This window comes from Empedobacter sp. GD03797 (genome assembly GCF_029842105.1).
GTDB lineage: Bacteria > Bacteroidota > Bacteroidia > Flavobacteriales > Weeksellaceae > Empedobacter > Empedobacter falsenii_C.
This window is the reverse complement of the sequence record NZ_JAOCFS010000002.1, coordinates 147,922-168,219: the sequence shown is the minus strand read 5'-3', so window position 1 is coordinate 168,219 and position 20,298 is coordinate 147,922. Positions and strand designations below refer to the sequence as shown.

Below are 20,298 nucleotides of genomic sequence, written 5' to 3'. Positions count from 1 at the left end.
AATGAAAAAAATAGGAATTATTGGTGGTGGAGCAATGGGTTCTGGAATTGCGCAAGTTTTTGCTCAATCTGGTCATTCTGTTGTTTTATATGACACAAATAAAGAAGCTTTAGATCGTTCTAAACAAAACTTAGCGAAGACTTTCGAGAAGTTAGTGGCGAAAGAAAAATATACTGCTGAAAAAGCACAAGAAATTCAAAACAAGATCGAATATGCAGATAGTTTAACAGCTTTTGCATCAATCGATTTAATGATTGAAGCAATTATTGAAAACTTAGATATCAAAAAATCAGTTTTCAAACAAGTGGAAGAAATCGTTTCTGACGAATGTATTTTAGCGTCAAACACTTCTTCTTTATCAATTGCATCAATTGCATCTGCGTGTTCAAAACCAGAACGTGTAATCGGAATTCACTTTTTCAATCCAGCACCATTAATGGCTTTGGTAGAAATTATTCCAGCTGTGCAAACACGCGAAGGATTAGCAGACGAAGTAAAAGCATTAATTCAATCTGTTGGTAAATTACCAGTCATCACAAAAGATACACCAGGATTTATTGTAAATCGTGTGGCTCGCCCATTCTACAGCGAATCGATTCGTTTATTAGAAGAAGGCGTAGCCGATGCAGAAACAATCGATTTTGCAATGACTTCTGTTGGAGGTTTCCGTATGGGACCTTTCGAATTAATGGATTTTATCGGTCATGATGTGAATTATCGTGTAACCGAATCTGTTTTCGAATCATTCTTTTATGATCCTCGTTTCAAACCATCTTTTTCTCAAAAACGTTTATTCGAAGCGGGATATTACGGACGTAAATCTGGTCGTGGATTCTACAATTATGCAGAAGGAGTGGAGAAAAAAGCACCATCTCAAGATCAAGCTTTATTAGAAAAAATCTACAAACGCGTTTTAGTGATGTTAATCAACGAAGCAGCTGATGCTTTATTTTTAAACATTGCAAACCGTGAAGATTTAGATACAGCGATGACAAAAGGTGTAAATTATCCAAAAGGATTATTGAAATGGGCGGATGAATATGGTTTGGAAAAAGTACAAGACGATTTAGATGAATTGTACAATTATTACCACGAAGACCGTTATCGTTTAAGTCCAATTATCAGAAATTACGTCAAAGAAAACAAAACATTCTACTAAAAAAATATCAAAACATGGAACCACAAAAGTTATTAAATGCAATGCTTGATCACGATAAATTTAGTGAATGGTTAGGTTTAGAAGTAATTGAAGTTAGAGAAGGATATGCAAAATTACAAGCAGCAATTCGTCCAGAAATGATGAACGGAGTAGGTTCTGTTCACGGAGGCGTTACTTTTGCGATGGCAGATTCTGCGTTTGCTTTTTCGTGCAATATGTACAATAATATTTCAGTTGCTTTAGATGTTCATATTTCATTTACGAAAGCTGGACACGAAGGTGATGTATTTACAATCGAATCGCAAGAAGTTTCTTCGACAAAAAGAACAGGTATTTACGATATCAAAGTTACGAATCAAAACAATGAGTTAATTGCTTTATTTAAAGGAACTTGTTTCAGAACAGGTAAACCTTTGATTGAAGAGTAAAATGTTATAAGTTCTACGTTATAAAGTTCTAAGTTTTTTGAACGTTAAGCGTAAAACGTATCACGTAAAACGTATAAAAATGAACCAAACATATATTATAGACGGAGTTAGAACTCCAATTGGTAAATTAAAAGGTGGATTATCAGCTGTTCGTCCAGACGATATGGGCGCAATGGTAATCGCCGAATTATTAAAAAGAAATCCATCAATCGATCCTGCTGCATTTTACGATGTAATTTTAGGAAATGCAAATCAAGCAGGAGAGGATAACCGTAATATTGCACGTATGTCGGCTTTGTTATCAGGATTACCTTATACAGTTCCGGGTGAAACGGTAAACCGTTTATGTGCTTCTGGATTATCGGCTGCAATTGCTGCGTCAAGAGCAATTCAAGTTGGTGATGCACAATTAATGATTTCTGGCGGAGCTGAATCGATGACTCGTGCACCTTTAGTAGTTTCTAAATCAGCCTCTCCATTTGGTGGTGATGCGCAAATTTATGATTCAACTTTTGGTTGGCGTTTTATCAACCCTAAAATGAAAGAAATGTGGGGTGTTGATGGAATGGGAAATACAGCAGAAAATTTGGCGGAGCGTGATAATATTTCGCGTGAAGATCAAGATTTATTTGCGGTTTGGTCTCAACAAAAAACGGCTGCTGCACAAGCTAATGGACGTTTAGCGAAAGAGATTGTTCCTGTTGTTATTCCACAACGTAAAGGTGATGCAATCATTTTTGATACAGATGAATTTCCTAAAAATAATACAACAATGGAAATTTTATCGAAGTTACGTCCAGCTTTCAAAGCAGATGGAACGGTAACTGCGGGTAATGCTTCTGGTTTGAACGATGGTGCGGCTGCTAATATTTTAGCTTCAGAACAAGCAATCAAAGATTTTGGTTTAACACCAATGGCGCGTATTGTTTCTTCTGGTGTTGCAGGTGTTGAGCCTCGTATCATGGGAATTGGACCAGTTAATGCAACGAAAATTGCGTTAGAAAAAGCTGGTTTAACAATGAATGATATTGATATTATCGAATTAAACGAAGCTTTCGCAGCACAGTCTTTAGCATGTACGCGTGCCTTAGGTTTAGCGGATAATGATGCTCGTATCAATCCAAACGGTGGAGCAATTGCTTTAGGACATCCACTTGGAATGTCTGGAGCGCGTATCTTAAATTCTGCGGCTTACGAGTTACAAGCAACAGGAAAACGTTATGCATTGGTTACAATGTGTATCGGTTTAGGACAAGGTTACGCTGTAATTATTGAAAGAGCATAAAATAGTTATTCGAAATTCGAAGTTAGTTTTTCGAGTAATACTAATTTCGAATTTCGTCAAACGAAAAACTATATTACAAAAATGATTTACGAATTCAAAGGATATAAACCCGTTGTTCATCCAACAGCTTTTATTCATCCACAGGCAGTGGTAACAGGAAATGTGATTATCGGGAAAGATGTATATATCGGTCCAGGTTGTGCATTACGTGGTGATTGGGGACAAATTATTATCGAAGATAATTGTAATGTACAAGAAAATTGTACGATTCATATGTTTCCGGGAACTACTGTTCGATTAAAAGAAAAAGCACATATTGGTCACGGAGCAATTATTCACGGCGCAACAATTGGTCGTAATTGTATGGTAGGGATGAATGCCGTTGTAATGGATAATGTTGTAGTGGAGGACGAATGTATCGTTGGTGCTTTAACATTTATAAAAGCTGATACGCATATTCCGACAAGAAGTGTTGTGGTTGGAAATCCTGCCAAAATCGTAAAACAAGTTTCGGATCAAATGATCGAATGGAAAGATCAAGGTACTCAACAATATATGCAATTACCAAGTGATTGTCATGAGAGTTTGAAACCTTGTGAACCATTAACAGAAGTTCCAGATTATTATTACGAGTCAATGGCAAGTAATTACAAGACTTGGAACGAAACAAAGTAAAACGGATTTCGAAATTCGAATTTCGTTGGACGTATAATAAAATACACAAACAACATAAAAATGGCTAAACAATTAGAAAATTATGCTTTAGGACAATGGACAAAAGGTTCGTCTGAAGGGCAAATGTTATATAACGCCATCAATGGCGAAGAAATAGGAACTGCATCATCAGCTGGATTAGATTTCGGTGCGATGATGGATTATGCACGTACAGTTGGTGGACCAGTTTTACGTAAAATGACGTTCCAAGAAAGAGGTTTAATGTTGAAAAAATTAGCCTTATACTTAATGGATCGTAAAGAAGAATTTTACACAGTTTCTTGGGCAACAGGAGCAACACGTGCAGATTCTTGGGTTGATATTGAAGGAGGAATTGGAAACTTATTTGCCAATGCATCTTTACGTCGTCAATTCGGAGATCAACCATTTTATGTGGAAGGAGAAACACATAAATTATCAAAAAATGGAACATTTTTAGGTACACATATTTTAACACCAAAACGAGGTGTTGCAATACATATCAATGCCTTCAATTTTCCAGTTTGGGGAATGTTAGAAAAAGTTGCCGTTAACTTATTGGCTGGAGTTCCAGCTATCGTAAAACCTGCGACAATCACATCTTTCTTAACGGAAACTGTTGTTCGTGCAATTATCGAATCTGGAATTTTACCTGACGGAGCTTTACAATTAATCACAGGTTCTGCAAACGGAATTTTAGATAGTGTAGAGTCAGAAGATGTTATAACTTTTACAGGTTCTGCTTGGACAGGACAAATGTTAAAAGCTCACCCAAGAATTACTTCAGAAGGTGTTCCATTCAACTTAGAAGCTGACTCTTTGAACGCTTGTGTTTTAGGAGAAGATGTACAAGTTGGATCAGCAGAATTTGATATTTTCATTAAAGAGGTTACGCGTGAAATGACAACAAAAGCAGGGCAAAAGTGTACTGCGGTTCGTCGTGCGTTAGTTCCAGCTCATTTGGTTGAGGATGTACAAATTGCTTTAGGACAACGTTTGGCAACGACTACAATTGGAGACCCAAATGTGGAAGGTGTTCGTATGGGAGCTTTGGCGGGAGCAGCGCAAGTAAAAGAAGTTCGTGAGAAAGTAGAAGAATTAGCTAAATCGCAAGAAATTATTTTTGGAAACTTAGATAATTTCGAAGTGAAAGGTGCTGATAAAAACAAAGGTTCTTTCATTTCTCCAATTTTATTTTTAAACAACGATCCATTCAATAAAACTGATGTTCACAATATTGAAGCTTTTGGACCAGTTTCTACGATTATTCCTTACAATGGAACTGCCGAAGCAATTGAATTAGTGCGTATGGGGAAAGGATCTTTAGTTTGTTCTATTGTTACTGCTGATAATGATATCGCGACTGAATTCGTATTAAATGCAGGTTCTTTACACGGGCGTATTGTTATTTTAGATGCAGAATGTATCAAAGAATCAACAGGTCACGGATCACCATTACCATTATTAGTTCACGGAGGTCCAGGTCGTGCAGGAGGAGGAGAAGAAATGGGAGGAAAACGTGGTGTATTACACTATATGCAACGTACAGCAGTCCAAGGTTCTCCAAATAAATTAACGGCTGTTACACAACAATATCAATACGGAGCAGATTACATCGAAGAAGATAAACATCCATTCGCGAAGCATTTCGAAGAAGTAAAAGTTGGTGATACATTAATTACAGCAAAACATACGATTCAACAATCAGATATCAATGCATTTGCAGCTTTATCTGGAGATAATTTTTACGCACACGTTGATGCAACTTCTTTGGAAGGAACTATTTTTGAGCGTAATGTTGCACATGGATACTATTTATTGTCAAAAGCGGCAGGTTTATTTGTTTTAGCGAAAAAAGGACCAGTTTTATTAAACTATGGTTTAGATGAATGTCGTTTTGTGAAGCCTGTTTATCCAGGTTCGACAATCGGAGTGCGTTTTACGTGTAAAGAAAAAATCGATCAAGAGAAAAAAGATGAAAACGATGTGGCAAAAGGAATTGTTCGTTGGTTGGTTGATATTTACGACGAAACAGGAGAAACAGTTGGTATTGCAACAATTTTAACAATGGTTAAAAAATTAAATCAAGATTAATTTATTTAGATAATGTGATAATTCGTTAATTAGCTAATAATTTTCAAATTATCACATTAACACATATTCAAATTACTATGGAAGCTTACGTAAAATCAGATATACAAAACGGAATTGGTACAATTGAATTCTTTCATCCACAAAGTAATTCAATGCCAGGTTCTCAATTAAGAAACTTAGCAACTGAAATCGAGAAATTAGGAAACGATGACGAAGTAAAAGTTATTGTTTTAAAAAGTGCTGGAGACAGAACATTTTGTGCTGGTGCATCTTTTGACGAATTAATTTCAATCAAAGATCGCGAAACTGGATTAGAATTTTTCTCAGGATTTGCACATGTAATCAATGCGATTCGCAAAGCACCTAAATTTGTTTTAGCTCGTATTCAAGGTAAAGCAGTAGGAGGTGGAGTTGGAATTGCATCGGCAGCTGACTATACTTTTGCAACGGAACATGCCGCAGTAAAATTATCTGAATTAGCAGTTGGTATAGGACCATTTGTAGTTGGACCAGCTGTGGAGCGTAAAGTTGGAAATTCTGCTTTTACACAAATGGCGATTAATGCAACTGAATTTCAGTCGGCTGATTGGGCGAAAGAAAAAGGTTTGTATGCAGAAGTTTATGCAAATGCAGTTGAAATGGATGAAGGAATCGATATTTTAGCTAAAAAATTAGCGAATTCAAATCCAGAAGCAATGAAACATTTAAAACGTGTTGCGTGGGAAGGAACAGAAAATTGGGACGAATTATTAATTGATCGTGCAAAAATTTCGGGTGAATTAGTTTTATCAGAATTTACAATTAACGCGATTAACAAATTCAAAGCAAAATAAAAGACAACTATAGTTTATATAAAAAATCCACTTCATTTGAAGTGGATTTTTTATCTTAAAATAATTTTGATTTTGCAATTGTTGTTTTTAAATCAACCATATGTCTCAGAGCGTTTACAAAACTTTCTCTCGCAGGCGTATTTGTAATCAACATTTTTAATTGCACATTTTTATCATCAACTTTTTTATTTGAAATTAAATAAAAAAAGTTATCCTCCGTAGTTACTTTCGTAACGTCTTTCCAATATATCTTACAATATTGTTTTTCATCATTGTACAATTTTACATAATCATCGGTAATTTCGAAATAATCTCCGTACAAATTATATGCTTGGCAATTGACATGATCTAATGTTGGTTTGTTTTCTTGTAACCAATTTAATGTTTCCGATTCCGTTTGCGCGTTTGTTACGACAAAGCTTCCTAATACCATTATTAAACTTACCAGTTTTCTCATCTTCTAAAAAATATATGAATTGTTTGTTTTTTTATTATCAAAACAATTTATATATAGTTGATTCTGAATTTTTTCTAAAAATATCTTTTGTTGTTGTGAGACAAAAATAGTATGAGAAAAAACACTATAAAATACCTCAATTGTTGTATTTTTATATAATCTGTAATACTCTAACTATGCCTAAAAAAAATCACTTTATGAAAGAATTGAGAGAAGAATTTTCAGATTTTTTTTCTCATGAAAATAATTTATCTAAAAAAACACATAAAAAATTAGATAAGCAATCTATTGATTTGAAATTAGGAACTTCTTATTCTTATATTTTAAATCATAAAACAGATAAAATAAAAGATGTAGAACCAATTATTTTAGAGATACATCCTTTTGAAAAACTTCCGAAAAAATATCAAGAAATTACAAATTTATATTGCAAAGAAGATATTGATTTTGTGAAATTTGCAGAAAAAAAAGGATTAGAATATCTGAAAAATATTGACAAAAAAGATATTTATGTTATAGAATATGCATTTCGTATTCGTAATTATCTAAATCAATTTGTTTATTTCGTTCACCAAACGATTCACAATTTTTCTGAGGATAATAGTAGAATAAATTTTACATATCATCGCAATATATATTTAGATATTTTAATTAAGCAAAATAAATACTTTGTAACAATTAGAAATTTAAAAAAGAATTTAATAGAATCTACTTTTATGTACGATTCCTTGAAAAATGAATTTCCGAATTTATCAAAACGAGAAAGGGAAATTGCTAATATGATTTTAGACGGCGTATCGGATAGACAAATATCTGAGCGCTTATTCATATCATATAATACTGTCCGTACTCATCGAAAAAATATATTACGAAAAACTGAGTGTAAAAGCGGTTTAGAGTTGTTGAGTAAATATAAACGTTTGAGAAATATATAAATAAAAATCCACTTCATTTGAAGTGGATTTTTATTTATAATTTAAAATACTCGTCTTTATAATATTTACTTTTCTTTGCATACAAAATATCTTTTTCTGGATTGAGAATAAGATTGAAACGTTTGATTAAATCGCCACCCATAATATTTTTGTGTTGAATTTTTATTGTGCTATCAAAAAATGACATAGGTACATTTTTGAATGTTTGATTTGCTAATTCGAAATCAGGTAAAATTGATTTTTTGGAAAGAATTACATTTCCAGCAGCATCACTTAGTTTAGATTCTCCAATAATTTCAAATTTTTCTAATAATTTATATTCTTTTGCAAAATCATCTGAAATCATCAAAGCACCAGAAAAACCTGTGTGAATCATAAATTCTGTTTCAACCGGTTTTTTGTCAATGAATGGAAAAGCTTTTATATACAGCGTTTCTTGAGAATATCTTGAATTTAATTTTGTATACTTTTTTAGTTTGGTAGGTGCTTTATCATAGACAAATAATTTATTCTCATCAAAATTGATTTCTAAATATTTTCCTTCGAAAAACTTCAAACCTATTTTTCCATCACTTTCATGTCCAGATTGTTTGTCGATAAAAATCGGAATTTTGCTAAACTCTTCATTACCAAATTTAATTACATTGTTCTTACTCATTTTCATATCCGAATATCCCGCCCAAGATGTCACATTGTTTAATGTATCAGAAATCGAAATAGATTTCATTTTTTTGTAAGAATCATCGATAATCGTAATATAATCAGAGCCTGTATGTAGCATCAGTTGTACCGTATCTTTTTGATTGATGATAACTGGCACTAAAATATTATTGTATTTTGTTAATCGAAATGGAATCTCTTTTACGATATTCTGCCCGAAAATAGTAATTGAAATAATAGTAAAAAGTAAAGTGAAAATTGTCTTTTTCATTTAGTTGTATTGTTTTATTAAAAGTAAACTAATTTGTAGAAATCATTAATATACTATAATTAAAAATATTCCTTTTAAATTTGCGGTATGGGAGTAGCTGAATTATTATTAAAACGCAAACAAGAATTGATCGAAAAGAACAAAACAGAAGGTTTAGCTTTTCGAGAAGAATATAAATTGAAAGAAGGTGTAACCGAAACCGAAAGTGGATTATTGTATGAAGTAATCACGATTGGAGAAGGAGTGAAGCCAACTTTATCTGATACGGTTTTGTGTCATTATCATGGAACAAATATCAACGGAGAAGTTTTTGATAGTTCGGTTCTACGCAAGAAACCTGCAGCTTTTCCTTTGGAAAATGTAATAAAAGGTTGGGCAGAAGGAGTACAATTAATGCCAGTTGGAAGTAAATTTAGATTTGTTGTAAAACCTGAAATTGGTTACAAAGACAGAGAGATTTCAAAAGAATTAGGACCTTATTCTACCATGATTTTCGAAGTAGAATTGATGGGGATTTTATAAAATATTTAAACAAAAAACCACTTCATTAGAAGTGGTTTTTTTATGCTTAATTTTTTCTCTAATTTTTCAATATTTCATCAAAAAATTCTTTCGAATCGTTATCAAATGTAGGTTTTTGTAATAATAATTGAGAAATTTTCACAATTTTATCAAAATCTTGTTGAGTAAAATATTCACCAAAATGTTCGTTGCAAAAATCACCTAAATTTCCTAAAACGATATTCACTTCCTCTTCGCTCAACTCACCTTTTTGTTTCCAACGTTCACGGAACAAACTTGCTGCTAAATATGAAGAAATATCGATCAAATCATCAATCGAAATATTAGATCCGTTTTGCAATTTTGCCATAATCAACGTATCCATATCGCGATAAATCACTTCTCGTATTGTCAAATCTTTATTTTCCATTTTTTGTATTCTTTCGCAAAATTAGAGATTAAAATTTGGTTCTACCTGAAATTTCATCAATTCTTTCGTTTTTGGATGTGTAAATTCCAAAGATTCTGCATGTAAATGTAAACGATTTGCTTTTTTGCCATATAAATCATCGCCAATAATTGGTGCATTTAGTCCCAAACGATGCGAAGCATGCATGCGCAATTGATGTGTACGACCAGTAATTGGATAAAAATAAACAAGCGTTTTATTGTCTTTTCTTGTAATGACTTCATATTTTGTTTGCGCTGTTTTTCCATGTTCATAACAAACCATTTGTCGTGGTCTGTCGTCTAAATCAACACGCAAAGGCAAATCAATAAAACCATTATCATGCTCGATATTTCCGTCTAAAAGGGCAATATAACGTTTATGAACTTTACGTTTAATGAATTGTTGTTGAAGAAGTTTATGACTCTCTTTATTTAAAGCTAAAACAAGAATTCCAGAAGTTGACATATCCAAACGATGAACAATAATTGGACCTGTAGCCAACGGAAATTGGTGTTTAATTCTAAGATAAACCGAATCTTTAATATCAATTCCAGGAACCGAAAGAAACTCTTCTGGTTTATTAATGACAACCAGATCATCATCTTGATATAAAATTTCTAACTCTTCAACAGTTGAATTTTGCTTCAATAATAAGTTTTCATTTAGTTCAATCCCTTGCAACATATGTCCTAAAATAGGCTCACATTTTCCTGTACAAGCTGGATAAAATTGTCCATGTTTTCTAACTTCAGACTTTGGCGAATCTCCCCACCAAAACTCAGCCATACAAATTGGTTCTAAATCATTTTGAAATGCATATTGCAATAATTTGGGTGCAGCACATTCTCCGGCAGCAGCTGGAGGTTGTTGAAATACTGTGTTCGAAAAAATCTCTAATAATCCTTTTTCTTGCTTAAACTTATTCAAGAACTGATATTGATTAAATAATTGATTTTGAAGAGAATTAGATTTTGTTTTTCGTTCTTCTTTTAAAGAACTGATTTCATTCTCAAAAACATTTATTTTGTTTAATAAAAGTTGTTTTTCAGCATCAAGTTTTTCACTCAAAACTCTGAATTCATATTTATCACGTAAACTTTGTTTTACTAAATCTTCTTCAAAAAATTGAATTTCTTCTTCAGATAAAGTTGATGAAATTGTTTCGCGTTGAGATTTTCGGTCTTTTTTATTTGATTTTAAAAGTTGTTTTCCTTCTTCAATTTTTAATTTAGAATTGATTTCAGATTGAAGAAAATCTTCTTTAAGTTGTAGATAGTTTTGATCATCCTCTATTGATTCTAAAATATGATTGATTTCATTTAAACGTTCTTCTTGTTCTAAGAAAAAACCATTTTTATTCAACATATCAAAAACAGGTGGAACAAAAATTTTGTGTTGATTTGAATTGGCTAATTTTCCTGAAACAGCTGCTAAATATCCGACTTCATTTTTTTTATTTCGAACAATTAAAACTCCAAACATTTTACCAATTGGAGTAGAAGATAGATCATTTTCTAAACCAAAATTATGTTCAAAATCGGTTTGATTTTCCAAGTATTCTTGTACCTCTTTGCATGCTTGTTTTGCAATTTCAGTTGGTTCATAATAAAATGGATAATCAAACTTTTTAGGAAGTTCGTATGCTGTAATTGGTTGTTTAAAATATTGAAAATAATTGGACATTTGTTTCTATAAAATCGATGCAAAGATACAGTTTAAGGTATAATTTTATAAAAGAATAGTTTTAAAATACCAAAAAAGAGCTTGATTAATCAAGCTCTTTTTTTAGTCGTCTATCGTATCTTTTTTGATGACTTTCGTATTATTCGGGACTTTTCCGTATAAAAAGTCGAGGTATATTTTACTGTACGAATTAAATAATTGGAGTAATTTGAAATAATTTACATCATTCAATTCTATTTTAGATTCGGTATTCGTTAATGCATTATCAATGAAATCTCTGATTTTGAATTTCGGAATTTTTAAATCGGTAGTGAAATAATCATCACCAAAATAATTTTTGATTTTTGTAATTTTATCATACTTATCTTCATAATCTAGTAATGCTTTTCGTTGTTTTGCTTTACCAGAAAAAACATCATAAATACGTCCAATATCCAATCTCGTCAACGTAATATCTCCACTCAGAAATCCAGCTTTCAACGAAGATGTATCTTTTATAGGTTTGATATCAGGATTAACGCCAAGACTTTTATAAAGTTTTGTTACAACATCAGCTTTTTTCCCATTTTTTACATCTTTTTCAAGAATTCCTGTCAACTTTTGACCAATATATGCGGTATTCAATTGAATTGTCTGAACAGCTAAATGCACTACAATTGTTTGTTTATTGAACAAATTTGGTCTAAGGATAATTAGTCGATTTTCGTACCAATCAGATTGTATTTTTAGCGTGTCATTTACTTTTGCTTGAATAAGAAAAGTTCCTGTAAAATTAGAAATTGTTGTATGATTTGTTCTCAGATTTGTAACGTAAACTCCTTCTGCTGTATCGTCAGAATCATCAATAATAATGTTTCCCTGAACCCATTTTTCTTGTGCAAAAATAAAATTCGACAACAGCAATATTAGAATGGTAAATAGTGATTTCAATTGTTCGTGATTATACGTTTAATTATTTGTACGAAGATAAGTCTTAATAAATTAGCATCAATTTTGTTAACGTTTATTGGCTAAATTTTAAAAATCTATTAAGAATTATTGATTTTTGTTTTGATTTAATTCATTCAAATAATCTTTTGCATAAGACTCTAAATCAATCATTATCGTACCAAATTGTCTACTCAAAACTTTTTCTTGAAGCGGATAACGTGCATTAACATAATATAAAAATTCTTCTATTTTATATTCAGGAATTTGTAATTGATTAGTATAAAAATCTGTTGGATAATAATGTTTAACTTCTTGAACGAGAGAAAGTTTTGTTTCGTAGTTACGTACACGACGTTGCTCACGGTAAAAACCATTCATATGACCAATTAATCGAACAGGATTTAAAACATCCAATGGTTTGAATTTGGCAATATCTCTTTTAGGTTCTAAATCTCGTAAACGTTGATCAAGTCCCATTTTATCGTATAAATCTGTTTTACTATCCGTATGATATTTGGGTTGTAAAGGACCTTTGCCAATTGTTGCACCGCTCAATTCAATTGTTTCAATATCCAAATGCGCTTGTAAAAAACCTTTGTTGTAAATGTTTTGATTGATTACAATTTTTCTAGGAATCAAAAAATCTGCTTCAAACAAAATCGTGTCGCCAACATTTGCTTGAATAGAATAATAACCCGAAGGGCTTGTATATGTCTTACTTTCTGACGTCAGATTTTCTATACGAGCACCAGAAACCGAGGAAATATAATCGTTTCCTTCGTCTACAACCACAGAACCAGTGATCAACTTATTTTGCGCAAAGCTGATGAATGGAAAGATAAATAGCGTGTATGTTAACCAATATCGCATGTTAGATTTAACCTTTTATTTTTTGTTTCATTTTCGACCAACGATAATTTCGGATGAATTTCTCTTGATCTCGATTTACCATTTTTTTTGTACCATTGGTTTTAGCTTCAAAAAAACCTTTCAAATAATACAAAATATACGTTGGTTTCTTTTTACGTAAAGCCAATTTTGTGCCAGCAATTAATGTAATCCAAAATCCGTAACCCAATGCATAATAAGCTGCACCTTGTTTGTAAAGCGCCGATTTATTGTAACTAGCACCAGTTGGTTTTAGATGTTTGATGTGTAAAGATTCGTCTGTAACAACTTTCCAACCATAATATTTACACAACAATTCGTCTACTGTATCCCAACCCATATGTGCGCGTAATCCACCAATTTTTTCGTAACAATTTTTTCGATAAGCCTTAAATGCGCCACGAATATGGTCTTTATCTGTCAGATTTTCAAGAATCCATTTTCCGTCTTTGTCAATATACGCAAAACCACCAACCATTGCAATATCTTCATCTTGATTAAAATGAGTTAAAATAGTCTCAAAATAATTAAACGGAATATCTAAATCTGCATCCAATTTAACAATAATATCATAATTAGGATCAATGATTTCGTAACCTTTCAAGAAAGCTTGTATCACTTTGCTTCCTGGTTGATGTTCACCTTTTGATAATATATTTCTTAATTTGATGAACGGATATTTTGTTGTAAATTCTTCTACAATTTGTTGCGTTTTATCGGTTGAATGATCATTTACAACAATCACTTCATAGGGCAAAACAGTTTGATTAACGAGAGAATTTAGCGTAATCGCAATAAAATCTTCTTCGTTATGTGCAGGTATAACAATAGAGTATTTAGTAAGTAAAGTCTTTTTTTCGTTCTGCGTAGACAGCATAATATCTTGGTGTAATTCTTCTTAATAAGGGTCTTATTCCCAGTTTGTTTGATGGATGCGTCCATTTGTGACGATGTATCACATTCCATCCAGCTTTTTCCATTAACATGTCAAATTGCCAATCTTCAAATTCGTGATAATGTACATCTCGCGCATCATTTTGATTACGATAAGCAGGTGAAAACCACAAACGCATCGGAATTGAAGCTAATAATTTATCTCCAGGCAAATTTCTTAACACTTCCATTGGATTGACTAAATGTTCTAAAATTTCTAAAGCCGTCACAAAGTTAGCATCATAATTTTGCAAATCCTTATAATAATAGTCCAAATCGTCGCCATTTGTATTTTTTACATCAAAACCATTTTCCAACATCACATCTGTAAAAGGATTTTTGATTCCCAAATCAAGGATTTTATCAGTGGGTTGAGCAAATTGCTTTAGCAAAGCTAAGGTTTCATTGTATCTTTTTTGTGGATATACTTTGTACATTGTGTTAGTTGTTTTCGGATGATAAATTTAATCATCTATTTTTAATATTGTTCGTTTCTATTTTAATTTTTTTATTGCAAATTTGCCAGATGAAAACGATCGGATATTATCGATTACGAAACAAAAATAAAGTAGAAGGTTTTGCGAAGGAGATTGATGGAGTAACCTATTTTAAAGGTTATAACGAATTCTCTTGGCACGAGAATGCTTTGCAATTTGATATCATAGATATTGGAATAAATATATTGGATAAACGAAATCGACGATTATTTACCAATGATATTGTGTTATATAAAGTTTCTAAAAAGCCATTTTTACGTACAGGTTTTGTCGTTTACGAACCAAAACTGAAAGAATTTGGAATCGTAGATCAACAAAGTTTTCATTTTACACCTTTCTATGTCGAAGGTTTGTGTTTGTTCGATCATGATAAACTCGAAGTGATTTCTCATTTATTTACGAAGAAAGAAAAGACTAAATAACTTATTCGGATAGATTTTTGATAATAGATTTTGAAAATCTATTACAATGAAAAAAATAATCGCTCCTTTATTATTTGGTTCAGCAGTTTTGCTTTCTCTTCAAATGATGAGTTGCACGAAGAATACTGAACCTAAAACTGAGTCTCAAGAAACTAATTCAAATTCTGAAATTGAATCAAACAAAAAAATTGTTCTTGATTTTTACCAACAAATGTTTGGTGATAAGGATTTAACTGCGGTTGATAAATATATTGCTCCAGAATATATACAACACAATCCTAATGTAGCAGATGGATCTGAGGCATTCAAAAAAGCTGCGGAAGGCTGGTTCAAAGGAGCTCCAAAAACCAAAATTGATGTACAACATATTGCGGCAGAAGGAGACTTGGTTTTCTTGCATATCAAAAATACAAATCCAGATGGTTCGCTAAAATCAACAATAGATATTTTTAGACTGAAAGACGGAAAAATTGTAGAACATTGGGACGTGCATCAAGATGTACCAAAAGAATCTGCAAATCCGCATCCAATGTTTTAAAATCAAAACTATACTTAGGCATTATTATTGTTTAAATCATTAAACCACTTAAAATATACTATTATGGGAAATTTAATTAACACAATTGCGGTAATATTAATTATTTTATGGGCAATTGGATATTTCGGTTTTGGAGAAGCAGTGGGTAGTTTTATCCACATTCTTTTGGTTTTGGCAGTTATTGCGATTTTATATCGATTGATTACTGGACGAAAATCATAAAATATCTCCCGTAAGGGAGATATTTTAGTTTATATTATATTGTCAATTGTTTGAAAATTATAATTTTATGATAAATGTTCTCTAATTTTTTAGATTAAAAAGCTTCCCTTAGTTTTGCAAAAAAAATTAGTTTGTCTTTTCGATTTCGAGTCCATTTATCCAATAAATCCATTTATGTTATAGCGCTTATTTTAAGTGTTATTGCTGTGTTTGCTCTTGTTATATTGAGTTTTTTGATTAATAAAGAAAGTCAAAAAAATAATGATGAGTTTGTCAAAAAAAGTTTTTTGAGAAAATATGAAGCAGTTGAATTTGAGTTTAAAAACATCGAAGAATACCAAGAAGTTTTAAAAAAAGTTGTTAAGAAGACAAATGAAAAAAATGTAGCAGATCATTTTTTGGTTTTGAATGAATTAAATTCAAATCGAAAGTTAATTCGCCATGATTGGTTTTCTATTCATCCTCCAGAAGCAAATCATTTTCCTGATAAATCAATCCTTTCAAAAGCTATTAATCAACCAAATATTAAAGAGTTTCAATCGATATATATTACAAAAAATCAACAGATTGATAATTTTCTATTGAATTATAAAGATACATTGTATTGGGTAAATTACGATTCTATCAAGTTGTCTGATGGACAAAATATGTATTACGGTTCGACGATTAATCTGTTTGATTTGTATAATTTTTTTACGACAGTTGATGCAACTTCGTCTAATTATATGTACGTTTTCAATAAAGATGGAATTTGCATTACGCATCCGAATGAACAATTTATTGGGAAAAATGTTTTCGATTTTACAGATATTCAGCCAAACGATACAATAACGAGTACAATTAATTCTAATTTTTCACAAGATTTATATACGTTGAATGATGCTTCGTCCGAGTTTATAAAAGATACGGATATTAAGCGTTTTATAAAACCTTTACACACCAAAAATTTTGATGGATATATTGTCGTGAATCATTTGAGTTATATCATTGATGAAAATGTAGAACGAACTAAATTTTATATAGGTTTTATTTTCTTAGGGACTGTTTTTTTAATTATAATTATCTTTTTGTTATTCAATAAAATAACATCTAAAACATACAAGGAAAAAGCGTTTGTAATTGAAGAAAAAAATAGGTTGTTAATTGAAAACGAAAAGATTAAAAACGCGAATACTCTAACGCAATTACAACAATTAAAGAATCAAATTAATCCACATTTTTTATTCAATTCCTTGAATTCTCTTTATATGTTAATTGGTTTGAACAAAGAGAATGCACAGAAATTCACGATGAATCTTTCTAAAATTTACCGATATCTTATTGTTCCGCCAAAGGAAAATGTTGTGCTTGTAAAAAAAGAATTAGATTTTATTGCACAATACATGGATTTGCATAAAAGTAGATTTTCGGAAGAATTGATTTTTGATTTACAAATCGAAGATTCTAAAAGCTTAGAAAAAAATATTCCCTATTTAGCATTACAGATTGTTATAGAAAACGCAATAAAACATAATATTGCTACAATTGATCAACCTTTGACTATAAATATTGTTGTGAAATCTGATTTGATTATCGTCAAAAATACTTTTCAGAAAAAAAATAAAGCAACAGAAAATGAGAAATTTGGTTTAAACTATTTACAAAAAATCTATCATTTTTATCAAGTTGATAATTTCTCAACAAAAGTAGAAAATGAAGATTTTATTTGTTTTTTACCTTATATCGAACCAAAATATCCATTCACTCCAAAAAACTAGCCACTCACTCCAAAAAACTATTATTATAAGAAAACTGCGCTTAAGTTTATGCCATAATTAATGATAATTTAATGTTCGAATGAGTCATAATAAGGAAAGAAAGAATTATAAATTAGCACTATATCTTGGTTTGGCAATGTCTTCGGCTGTTGTTTACGGACAAAAAAAAGAGGATAAAAAAGCTGAAAAAGATAAAACAGAGAAAAAGGATTCTACTGTAACGAAAGTTAAAAAAATAGATGAATTAATCAAGAAAGGAAGCTACAAGAAAGGATTGTTTAATACCATTCAAGTAAAAACTGATATCTATTTCGAGATTCCAGATAGTTTATTTGGACGTCAATTTTTGGTGGTGAATAAATTGTCTCAAGTTCCGATGGAAGTAAATGAAGCGGGCTTGAATAAAGGAATGAATTACGAAAACAAAGTAATTTCTTTTTATCACGATAAAGTAGCTAAAAAAGTGTGGGTAAAAACAATTGTTCCACAAGTTTCTTCGCCTAAAAATGACGCAATCACAGCTTCTGTAAAAGATAATTTCTCAGAATCGATTATTGAGGTTTTTGATATAGAAGCTCAAAACAACGATTCGACAGCTGTTGCGATTAAAGTGAACAAAATTTTTGATGGAAATCAAAAAAGTTTTAATGATGTATTAACGAACATAGGTTTAGGAGGTTCGGTAAAGGCAAATCTATCGTATGTGGAAAATGTGAAAACGTTTCCAGAAAACATTGTGGTTAAGTCTCAATTAACGACAAGCGTGAATGAAGGAGGGGTAGATTTGGCCGTTACCTTAGGTGTTACAAGTAATATTGTTTTACTTTCGACAACTCCTATGCAACCTAGGTTAGCAGATAATCGTGTGGGATATTTCACAGAAAAACATTGGTTTTTTAATGATGCTCAACACAAAATGGAAGATCAACGCTTTATTACAAAATGGCGTTTGGAACCAAAAGATGAGGATAAAGAAAAATATCTAAAAGGTGAATTAGTAGAACCTAAGAAACCAATTATTTATTACATCGATCCTTCGACACCAAAACAATGGCGTCAAAAAATTATTGCAGGTGTACACGATTGGCAAGTTGCTTTTGAGCAAGCTGGTTTCAAAAATGCAATTATCGCAAAAGAACCAACTGCTGATGACAAAGATTTTGATATTGACGATGTACGTTATTCGGTAATTACGTATGCAGCTTCTCCAAAATCGAATGCAATGGGACCTTCTGTTGTTGATCCGCGTAGTGGAGAAATTTTAGAGGCTGATATTATTTGGTGGCACAATGTAATGACTTCTTTGCATGATTGGATGCGTATTCAAACTGGTCCAATTGATCCAAAAGCAAGAGGAAATAAATTTAGTGACGAACATATGGGAGAAGCAATTCGATTTGTATCTTCTCACGAAGTTGGTCATACATTTGGTCTGAAACATAATATGGGTGCATCTTTTTCTTATCCAGTAGAATCTTTACGTTCGAGAGAATTTACGGATAAAATGGGTGGAACTGCACCATCTATTATGGATTATGCGCGTTACAATTATGTGGCACAGCCAGAAGATGGTGTTACAGCGATTACACCAAAAATCGGTTTGTATGATAAATATGCAATCGAATGGGGATATCGTTGGTTTCCAAATCAAGAAACGGAGAAAGCTTCACTTCGTAAAATGATTGAAAAACACGAAGATGATCCAATGTATTTCTATGGTGAACAACAAAGCTATTTAAGTACAATTGATCCGCGTTCTCAATCAGAAGATTTAGGTGATGATGCTGTTTTGGCTAGTGAATATGGTATGAAAAATCTTAAACGTGTTTCAGAAAATATTTTGAAATGGACGTACGAAGATGGGAAAAGCTATATCAATACAGGAAAATTATATTACCAAACTATCGGACAATGGGATTTATATTCAAATCATGTTTTAGCAAATGTTGGTGGAATTTATTTGAATAATACATATTTCGGAATTGATAAAAAGGCATACGAACCAGTTCCTGCGGATATGCAACGCAAAGCGGTTAATTATTTAAACGAAAATGTTATTCAATTACCAAAATGGTTATTCTTCAATGATATTTTAGATAAAACGTATGCAATCAAAAATTCGCCAATGGGACCATACGAGCAAACACCGTACACATTAGCGAGAGAAATGCAATATGGATTGATTTATAATTTATTTACCGACGATCGTTTATTGCGCTTGTTAGAAAATGAATTGAAACACCAAGAATTAAATTCAAACGAAAAAATATATACAGTTGAAAATTTATTTGATCAAGTAAGAAGTGCAGCTTTTGATAAAAAGTCAAACTTAACAATTCTTGAAAAAATGACTCAAAAAAATTATGTTGATGCATTAATTGTTTCAACAAACAAATTATTTGAGAAAACAACTGTTGCGGGACTTACAATTGACCAAAACCTACAAGTACCAACTATCTGTAATTATTTAGACGAAGAAAAAATGGCGCGTAATATCAACTATTCTTCTATGAAAAGAGTGTCGGAAGTGACAACCTATAAAAGAGCAGAATTACAACGCGTGTTGACTTTGTTAAACAAGAAAAAGAATAATGGAGATGCGTCTACAAAAGCGCATTATGCTGATTTAATCATCCGTATTAAAGAAGCTTTAAAGTAAGA

At 31.7% G+C, this 20,298-nt stretch carries 21 protein-coding genes; 13 read left to right on the top strand and 8 right to left on the bottom strand.

The window, feature by feature from the left end; genetic code table 11:
* Position 1: 1 nt before the first annotated feature.
* From N5D90_RS02730 to N5D90_RS02705, 6 genes are all read left to right on the top strand, one after another.
* On the top strand, positions 2 to 1,159 hold the full coding sequence (locus N5D90_RS02730) for a 3-hydroxyacyl-CoA dehydrogenase NAD-binding domain-containing protein (protein WP_180906690.1): 1,158 nt from the start codon (positions 2 to 4) through the stop codon (positions 1,157 to 1,159).
* Between the two features lie 14 nt (positions 1,160 to 1,173).
* The gene (gene paaI / locus N5D90_RS02725; protein WP_180906691.1) at positions 1,174 to 1,587 is read left to right on the top strand and encodes a hydroxyphenylacetyl-CoA thioesterase PaaI; all 414 of its coding nucleotides are present in this window, start codon (positions 1,174 to 1,176) and stop codon (positions 1,585 to 1,587) included.
* 79 nt (positions 1,588 to 1,666) lie between these two features.
* Positions 1,667 to 2,872, top strand: coding sequence for a 3-oxoadipyl-CoA thiolase (gene pcaF, locus N5D90_RS02720; RefSeq protein WP_280061478.1), 1,206 nt, complete (start codon positions 1,667 to 1,669; stop codon positions 2,870 to 2,872).
* Positions 2,873 to 2,953: 81 nt separating this feature from the next.
* Positions 2,954 to 3,547: a transferase hexapeptide repeat family protein gene (locus tag N5D90_RS02715; protein WP_280061477.1), complete on the top strand. Its 594-nt coding sequence runs from the start codon at positions 2,954 to 2,956 to the stop codon at positions 3,545 to 3,547.
* A 60-nt stretch (positions 3,548 to 3,607) separates the two neighbouring features.
* Complete coding sequence (gene paaZ / locus N5D90_RS02710; RefSeq protein ID WP_038335718.1) at positions 3,608 to 5,659, top strand: phenylacetic acid degradation bifunctional protein PaaZ; 2,052 nt, start codon at positions 3,608 to 3,610, stop codon at positions 5,657 to 5,659.
* 77 nt (positions 5,660 to 5,736) lie between these two features.
* The gene (locus N5D90_RS02705; RefSeq protein WP_115000303.1) at positions 5,737 to 6,492 is read left to right on the top strand and encodes an enoyl-CoA hydratase/isomerase family protein; all 756 of its coding nucleotides are present in this window, start codon (positions 5,737 to 5,739) and stop codon (positions 6,490 to 6,492) included.
* A gap of 55 nt (positions 6,493 to 6,547) precedes the next feature.
* Here the strand turns inward: N5D90_RS02705 and N5D90_RS02700 are convergent, their stop codons facing one another.
* The gene (locus tag N5D90_RS02700; RefSeq protein WP_125350276.1) at positions 6,548 to 6,949 is read right to left on the bottom strand and encodes a hypothetical protein; all 402 of its coding nucleotides are present in this window, start codon (positions 6,947 to 6,949) and stop codon (positions 6,548 to 6,550) included.
* A gap of 206 nt (positions 6,950 to 7,155) precedes the next feature.
* Between N5D90_RS02700 and N5D90_RS02695 the strand changes: the two genes are divergently transcribed.
* Positions 7,156 to 7,884 carry a LuxR C-terminal-related transcriptional regulator gene (locus N5D90_RS02695; RefSeq protein WP_185144194.1) on the top strand — a complete coding sequence of 243 codons (729 nt, stop codon included), beginning with the start codon at positions 7,156 to 7,158 and terminating at the stop codon, positions 7,882 to 7,884.
* A 34-nt stretch (positions 7,885 to 7,918) separates the two neighbouring features.
* Here the strand turns inward: N5D90_RS02695 and N5D90_RS02690 are convergent, their stop codons facing one another.
* On the bottom strand, positions 7,919 to 8,815 hold the full coding sequence (locus tag N5D90_RS02690; RefSeq protein WP_038335725.1) for a hypothetical protein: 897 nt from the start codon (positions 8,813 to 8,815) through the stop codon (positions 7,919 to 7,921).
* Between the two features lie 87 nt (positions 8,816 to 8,902).
* Between N5D90_RS02690 and N5D90_RS02685 the strand changes: the two genes are divergently transcribed.
* A complete protein-coding gene (locus N5D90_RS02685) occupies positions 8,903 to 9,337 on the top strand; it encodes an FKBP-type peptidyl-prolyl cis-trans isomerase (protein ID WP_052217810.1) in 435 nt (144 codons plus the stop codon).
* 58 nt (positions 9,338 to 9,395) lie between these two features.
* Here N5D90_RS02685 and N5D90_RS02680 read toward each other — a convergent pair whose 3' ends face one another.
* The 6 genes from N5D90_RS02680 to N5D90_RS02655 form a co-directional block, all read right to left on the bottom strand.
* Positions 9,396 to 9,746, bottom strand: a complete 351-nt coding sequence (locus tag N5D90_RS02680; RefSeq protein ID WP_280061476.1) for a hypothetical protein — start codon at positions 9,744 to 9,746, stop codon at positions 9,396 to 9,398.
* A gap of 21 nt (positions 9,747 to 9,767) precedes the next feature.
* Positions 9,768 to 11,450 carry an RluA family pseudouridine synthase gene (locus N5D90_RS02675; RefSeq protein WP_280061475.1) on the bottom strand — a complete coding sequence of 561 codons (1,683 nt, stop codon included), beginning with the start codon at positions 11,448 to 11,450 and terminating at the stop codon, positions 9,768 to 9,770.
* 102 nt (positions 11,451 to 11,552) lie between these two features.
* Positions 11,553 to 12,347, bottom strand: coding sequence for a hypothetical protein (locus N5D90_RS02670; protein ID WP_280061474.1), 795 nt, complete (start codon positions 12,345 to 12,347; stop codon positions 11,553 to 11,555).
* Positions 12,348 to 12,485: 138 nt separating this feature from the next.
* Entirely contained in the window at positions 12,486 to 13,250 is a 765-nt protein-coding gene (locus tag N5D90_RS02665) for a hypothetical protein (protein WP_152606144.1), read from the bottom strand.
* A 7-nt stretch (positions 13,251 to 13,257) separates the two neighbouring features.
* Positions 13,258 to 14,145, bottom strand: coding sequence for a glycosyltransferase family 2 protein (locus N5D90_RS02660; protein ID WP_280061473.1), 888 nt, complete (start codon positions 14,143 to 14,145; stop codon positions 13,258 to 13,260).
* A complete protein-coding gene (locus tag N5D90_RS02655; RefSeq protein ID WP_115000293.1) occupies positions 14,105 to 14,638 on the bottom strand; it encodes a methyltransferase in 534 nt (177 codons plus the stop codon). The genes N5D90_RS02660 and N5D90_RS02655 overlap by 41 nt, the downstream gene beginning before the upstream one ends.
* A gap of 89 nt (positions 14,639 to 14,727) precedes the next feature.
* Here N5D90_RS02655 and N5D90_RS02650 point away from each other — a divergent pair, with 89 nt between their 5' ends.
* From N5D90_RS02650 to N5D90_RS02630, 5 genes are all read left to right on the top strand, one after another.
* Positions 14,728 to 15,120: a hypothetical protein gene (locus tag N5D90_RS02650; protein ID WP_115000291.1), complete on the top strand. Its 393-nt coding sequence runs from the start codon at positions 14,728 to 14,730 to the stop codon at positions 15,118 to 15,120.
* A gap of 46 nt (positions 15,121 to 15,166) precedes the next feature.
* Positions 15,167 to 15,658, top strand: coding sequence for an ester cyclase (locus N5D90_RS02645; protein WP_038335735.1), 492 nt, complete (start codon positions 15,167 to 15,169; stop codon positions 15,656 to 15,658).
* A gap of 63 nt (positions 15,659 to 15,721) precedes the next feature.
* Positions 15,722 to 15,880, top strand: coding sequence for a lmo0937 family membrane protein (locus N5D90_RS02640; protein WP_038335736.1), 159 nt, complete (start codon positions 15,722 to 15,724; stop codon positions 15,878 to 15,880).
* A 287-nt stretch (positions 15,881 to 16,167) separates the two neighbouring features.
* A complete protein-coding gene (locus N5D90_RS02635) occupies positions 16,168 to 17,637 on the top strand; it encodes a histidine kinase (protein WP_280045588.1) in 1,470 nt (489 codons plus the stop codon).
* A 79-nt stretch (positions 17,638 to 17,716) separates the two neighbouring features.
* Positions 17,717 to 20,296, top strand: coding sequence for a zinc-dependent metalloprotease (locus tag N5D90_RS02630; RefSeq protein WP_115000287.1), 2,580 nt, complete (start codon positions 17,717 to 17,719; stop codon positions 20,294 to 20,296).
* The last annotated feature ends 2 nt before the right edge of the window (positions 20,297 to 20,298 follow it).

What these genes read in the sequence shown, in the direction of transcription:
- N5D90_RS02685 (WP_052217810.1), top strand. Translation starts at nt 8,903, where the DNA reads ATGGGAGTAGCTGAATTATTATTAAAACGCAAACAAGAATTGATCGAA.
- N5D90_RS02675 (WP_280061475.1), bottom strand. Translation starts at nt 11,450, where the DNA reads ATGTCCAATTATTTTCAATATTTTAAACAACCAATTACAGCATACGAA.
- pcaF (WP_280061478.1), top strand. Translation starts at nt 1,667, where the DNA reads ATGAACCAAACATATATTATAGACGGAGTTAGAACTCCAATTGGTAAA.
- N5D90_RS02655 (WP_115000293.1), bottom strand. Translation starts at nt 14,638, where the DNA reads ATGTACAAAGTATATCCACAAAAAAGATACAATGAAACCTTAGCTTTG.
- N5D90_RS02665 (WP_152606144.1), bottom strand. Translation starts at nt 13,250, where the DNA reads ATGCGATATTGGTTAACATACACGCTATTTATCTTTCCATTCATCAGC.
- N5D90_RS02705 (WP_115000303.1), top strand. Translation starts at nt 5,737, where the DNA reads ATGGAAGCTTACGTAAAATCAGATATACAAAACGGAATTGGTACAATT.
- paaZ (WP_038335718.1), top strand. Translation starts at nt 3,608, where the DNA reads ATGGCTAAACAATTAGAAAATTATGCTTTAGGACAATGGACAAAAGGT.
- N5D90_RS02630 (WP_115000287.1), top strand. Translation starts at nt 17,717, where the DNA reads ATGAGTCATAATAAGGAAAGAAAGAATTATAAATTAGCACTATATCTT.
- N5D90_RS02730 (WP_180906690.1), top strand. Translation starts at nt 2, where the DNA reads ATGAAAAAAATAGGAATTATTGGTGGTGGAGCAATGGGTTCTGGAATT.
- N5D90_RS02660 (WP_280061473.1), bottom strand. Translation starts at nt 14,145, where the DNA reads ATGCTGTCTACGCAGAACGAAAAAAAGACTTTACTTACTAAATACTCT.
- N5D90_RS02645 (WP_038335735.1), top strand. Translation starts at nt 15,167, where the DNA reads ATGAAAAAAATAATCGCTCCTTTATTATTTGGTTCAGCAGTTTTGCTT.
- N5D90_RS02700 (WP_125350276.1), bottom strand. Translation starts at nt 6,949, where the DNA reads ATGAGAAAACTGGTAAGTTTAATAATGGTATTAGGAAGCTTTGTCGTA.
- N5D90_RS02640 (WP_038335736.1), top strand. Translation starts at nt 15,722, where the DNA reads ATGGGAAATTTAATTAACACAATTGCGGTAATATTAATTATTTTATGG.
- paaI (WP_180906691.1), top strand. Translation starts at nt 1,174, where the DNA reads ATGGAACCACAAAAGTTATTAAATGCAATGCTTGATCACGATAAATTT.
- N5D90_RS02680 (WP_280061476.1), bottom strand. Translation starts at nt 9,746, where the DNA reads ATGGAAAATAAAGATTTGACAATACGAGAAGTGATTTATCGCGATATG.
- N5D90_RS02690 (WP_038335725.1), bottom strand. Translation starts at nt 8,815, where the DNA reads ATGAAAAAGACAATTTTCACTTTACTTTTTACTATTATTTCAATTACT.
- N5D90_RS02650 (WP_115000291.1), top strand. Translation starts at nt 14,728, where the DNA reads ATGAAAACGATCGGATATTATCGATTACGAAACAAAAATAAAGTAGAA.
- N5D90_RS02715 (WP_280061477.1), top strand. Translation starts at nt 2,954, where the DNA reads ATGATTTACGAATTCAAAGGATATAAACCCGTTGTTCATCCAACAGCT.